This is a genomic window from uncultured Salegentibacter sp. (genome assembly GCF_963972535.1).
Lineage (GTDB): Bacteria > Bacteroidota > Bacteroidia > Flavobacteriales > Flavobacteriaceae > Salegentibacter.
Genome location: NZ_CAXAVR010000162.1, coordinates 1 through 4,329 on the forward strand (window position 1 = coordinate 1; position 4,329 = coordinate 4,329).

4 protein-coding genes are annotated in these 4,329 nt (G+C 37.8%); all 4 read left to right on the top strand.

The features are described from left to right. Nucleotides 1-711: cyanophycin synthetase (locus AACZ30_RS13120; RefSeq protein WP_339649903.1), on the top strand; the 711-nt coding region annotated here is incomplete at its 5' end. A gap of 36 nt (nt 712-747) precedes the next feature. Further along, a complete protein-coding gene (gene mraY / locus AACZ30_RS13125; RefSeq protein WP_339649905.1) occupies nt 748-1,986 on the top strand; it encodes a phospho-N-acetylmuramoyl-pentapeptide-transferase in 1,239 nt (412 codons plus the stop codon). A 33-nt stretch (nt 1,987-2,019) separates the two neighbouring features. After that, the gene (gene murD, locus AACZ30_RS13130; protein WP_339649909.1) at nt 2,020-3,360 is read left to right on the top strand and encodes a UDP-N-acetylmuramoyl-L-alanine--D-glutamate ligase; all 1,341 of its coding nucleotides are present in this window, start codon (nt 2,020-2,022) and stop codon (nt 3,358-3,360) included. 64 nt (nt 3,361-3,424) lie between these two features. After that, on the top strand, nt 3,425-4,329 hold a 905-nt coding region (locus AACZ30_RS13135), incomplete at its 3' end, for an FtsW/RodA/SpoVE family cell cycle protein (protein WP_339649907.1).

Consider the following 4,329-nt stretch of genomic DNA (forward strand, 5'->3'; position numbering starts at 1 on the left):
CAAAAATATACTTACGCCCTAAAATCTTACGCCGATTATAAAGCGCAAATTCTTGAAAATTCTTTCACCGGATTATTGCTGAAAGTAAACGACCAGGAATTATGGACACGCCTCATTGGAAGCTTCAACGCTTACAATGTTTTGGCTATTTATGCTACTGCAGAACTTTTAGGCCTTGAAAACCTGGAAAGTTTAAAGATTATTAGTGAGCTTAATTCTGTTAGCGGAAGGTTTCAATACATCATTTCAAAAGAAGAGAAAATTACGGCGATCGTAGATTACGCTCACACGCCAGATGCTTTAAAAAATGTTCTGGAAACCATAAATAGCATTCGTACAAAAAACGAAGAGCTTATTACGGTTGTAGGCTGCGGTGGAGATCGCGATAAATCTAAAAGGCCAAAAATGGGTCATATCGCTTCGGCTTTAAGTACCAAAGTGATATTTACCAGTGATAACCCGAGAACCGAAGATCCCGATAAAATTATTGAGGATGTAGAAGCGGGGGTTGAGCCGCAGAACTTTAAGAAAATTATGTCGGTAACTAATAGAAAACAGGCTATTAAAACTGCCTGCCAAATGGCCGGTGAAAATGATATTATTTTAATTGCAGGTAAGGGTCACGAGACCTACCAGGAGGTAAATGGTGAACGTAAAGATTTTGATGATCTTAAGATAGTAACCGAATTTTTGAAACAGTTAAATAAGTAAGCCCACTTTTTCCACTTGGAAGAGTAAATAGAAAATATGTTATACTATTTATTTCAATATTTAGATGCAGAATACCAGGTGCCAGGGGCGCGCTTGTTTGAGTACATCTCTTTTAGATCGGCGATGGCTATAATTCTTTCATTAGCAATTTCTACGATCTACGGAAAAAGAATTATTAATTATTTACAGGCAAAACAAGTAGGGGAAAGCGTTCGTGATTTAGGGCTTAGAGGTCAAAACGAAAAAGCAGGAACTCCAACAATGGGTGGTGTAATTATAATTTTTGCAACGCTAATCCCGGTTTTACTGTTTGCTAAATTGGAGAATATTTATGTAATCCTGCTTATTGTAACCACCTTGTGGATGGGGGCTATAGGTTTTATAGACGATTACATTAAAACTTTTAAAAAGGATAAAGAAGGTCTGCAGGGAAAGTTTAAAATCCTGGGGCAGGTTGGCCTGGGAATAATTGTAGGTGGCACTTTGTATCTGCATCCGGGAGTAACGGTAAAAGAAGAAACAAATGAGCCGGCGCCAGAGCAACAAGAGCTGGTAGATAGCTTTCAGAATATTAGGGAAATGGGCCCGGAAATTAAAACTACCACTACCACAATTCCTTTTGTAAAAAATAACGAGTTCGATTATTCCAGCTTGATTAGTTGGATAAATCCTGCTTTGGCAAATTATGCCTGGTTAATCTTTATTCCAATCGTAATATTTATTGTGACTGCCGTTTCCAATGGCGCCAATTTAACCGATGGAATAGATGGTCTCGCTGCAGGTTCTTCGGCAATAATTGTGCTCACGCTTGGGATATTTGCCTGGGTTTCGGGTAACATAATCTTTTCAGATTACCTGAATATTATGTACATCCCGCGATCTGGTGAGATGACGATTTTTATAAGTGCCTTTGCGGGTGCTTTGGTGGGATTCTTATGGTACAACACTTATCCCGCACAGGTTTTTATGGGAGATACGGGTAGTTTAACTATTGGCGGAATTATAGCCGTACTCGCAATTGCCACAAGAAAAGAATTATTAATCCCCATTTTGTGCGGAATCTTTTTAATGGAAAACCTATCGGTGGTTTTGCAGGTAGCCTGGTTTAAAATTACCAAACGAAAATACGGCGAAGGCCGAAGAATTTTCCTGATGTCTCCTTTACATCATCATTATCAGAAAAAGGGATACCACGAAAGTAAAATAGTAGTGCGCTTTTGGATTATTGGAATTTTCCTGGCCATTGTAACTATAATCACGCTAAAAGTAAGATAGGAAATAGTGAAAACTGAAACTCAAAATACAAATATTTCCGGTAAAAAACTGGTGATCCTTGGCGGCGGCGAAAGCGGTGCGGGGACTGCCATTTTAGGCGTGAAGGAAGGGTTCGAGGTTTTTGTTTCAGATAAAGGAAAAATAAAAGAAAAATATAAGTCGGTTTTTGAAGAATTGAAGATCGATTGGGAAGAGGAAATACATACTGAAACTAAGATTTTAGATGCCGATGTAGTGATGAAAAGTCCCGGAATCCCGGAAACTGTTTCAATTGTAAAACAATTAGTAGAGAAAGGTATTCCGGTGATTTCTGAAATAGAATTTGCTGCAGCTTTTACTTCAGCAAAAATTATTGGGATTACAGGAAGCAACGGGAAAACCACCACTACAAAGTTTGTGTATCATATTTTAAAGAATGCAGGCATAAAAGTGGGAATGGCAGGGAATGTAGGAGATAGTTTTGCAAAACAAGTCGCTGAAACCAATCCCGACTGGTTTGTGCTTGAATTAAGCAGTTTTCAGTTAGACGGAGTTAAGGATTTTAGACCAGATATTTCGGTATTGACCAATATCACACCAGATCATTTAGACCGCTACGAGAATAAACTGGAAAATTACGTTTTTTCAAAATTCAGGATTGCCGAAAATCAAACTAAAGAAGATTTTTTGATCTACGATTTAGATGATGAAATTATCACAAACTGGTTGGATAGACACCCGGTAAAAGCGCAAAAATTGCCGTTTTCACTTCAGCAAAAAGTAGAAAATGGTTCATACATAGAGAACGAAAATATTATAGTTAATATAAAAAACAAACAATTTAATATGCCAACAACAAAATTAGGTTTACAGGGTAAACATAATACCAAAAATGCGATGGCTGCGGCCACTGTTTCCCAGTTATTACGAATTAGAAAAGAAACTATTCGCGAAAGTATGGAGAGTTTTCAGGGGGTAGAACACCGCCTGGAGAAAGTGCTGAAAATTAATAATGTTCAGTATATCAACGATTCTAAAGCAACTAATGTAAACGCAACTTTTTATGCTTTGGAAAGTATGGAAAGTGAAACCGTTTGGATTGTTGGAGGAGTGGATAAAGGAAATGTTTATGACGATCTTCTACCACTGGTAAATGAAAAAGTAAAAGCAATTATTTGCCTGGGAGTAGATAACCAAAAGCTAATGCAAAATTTTGGGAACTGTGTAGATACAATTGTTGAAACAGAATCTATGAAAGAAGCTGTAAGAATGGCTTATAGTCTTGCTGAAAGAGGAGATTCGGTTTTACTTTCTCCTGCCTGTGCAAGTTTTGACCTTTTTGAAAATTACGAAGACAGAGGGCGTCAGTTTAAAGATGCCGTTAGAGATCTATAAATAAGAGCTTATATCCTGAAACAAGTTCAGGATAACGTTCGATAAAAGGAAATTAAAGAATTAAATGAGCAACATTTTTTCAAATCTTAAAGGCGATAAGGTTATCTGGGCTACGGCCGGGCTGTTGGCAATATTTTCATTTTTGCCGGTTTACAGTTCCAGTAGTAATCTTGCGTATTTATATGGAGATGGCAGTACTTTCCAGTATGTGGTGGTGCATTTTTTCCATTTGCTTTTAGGTTTTTGTTTGCTCTTTGCCGTACATAAAATTCCATATCATTATTTCCGGGGGCTTTCCATCTTATTTTTACCGGTTGTGATTGTTTTATTGATTTATACCGTAGCCCAGGGAACAATGATTGACGGGGCTTATGCGAGTAGATGGATTCAAATTCCGGGCTTAGGGGTTTCATTTCAGTCATCTACCCTGGCATCAGTAGTTTTAATGATTTATGTGGCGCGTTACCTCTCTAAAAAAACCAATGAGAATCTCACTTTTAAAGAGTCAATTTTACCGCTTTGGTTGCCTGTAGGAGTGGTATTATCCTTAATTTTGCCGGCCAATTTCTCCACAACTGCCATCGTTTTTTCTATGGTGCTGGTATTGATGTTTTTAGGAGGATATCCAATAAAATACCTTGGGATTATTGTAGCGGCAGGTTTGATTTTGTTGACCATGTTTATTCTTACGGCTAAAGCTTTTCCGGGGCTTTTACCAAATAGGGTAGATACATGGGCAAGCCGAATTGAAAGTTTTTCTAACGATGAAGATACCGAAGCCGATTACCAAATTGAAAAAGCAAAAATTGCCATAGCCACCGGCGGAGTTGCAGGAACAGGAATTGGAAAAAGTGTACAAAGAAATTTTTTACCACAGTCTTCTTCAGATTTTATCTACGCGATAATTGTTGAAGAAATGGGCTTAATAGGTGCCTTCGGAGTAATGTTGGCGTATTTGCTATTGCTTTT

What these genes read in the sequence shown, in the direction of transcription:
- mraY (WP_339649905.1), top strand. Translation starts at nt 748, where the DNA reads ATGTTATACTATTTATTTCAATATTTAGATGCAGAATACCAGGTGCCA.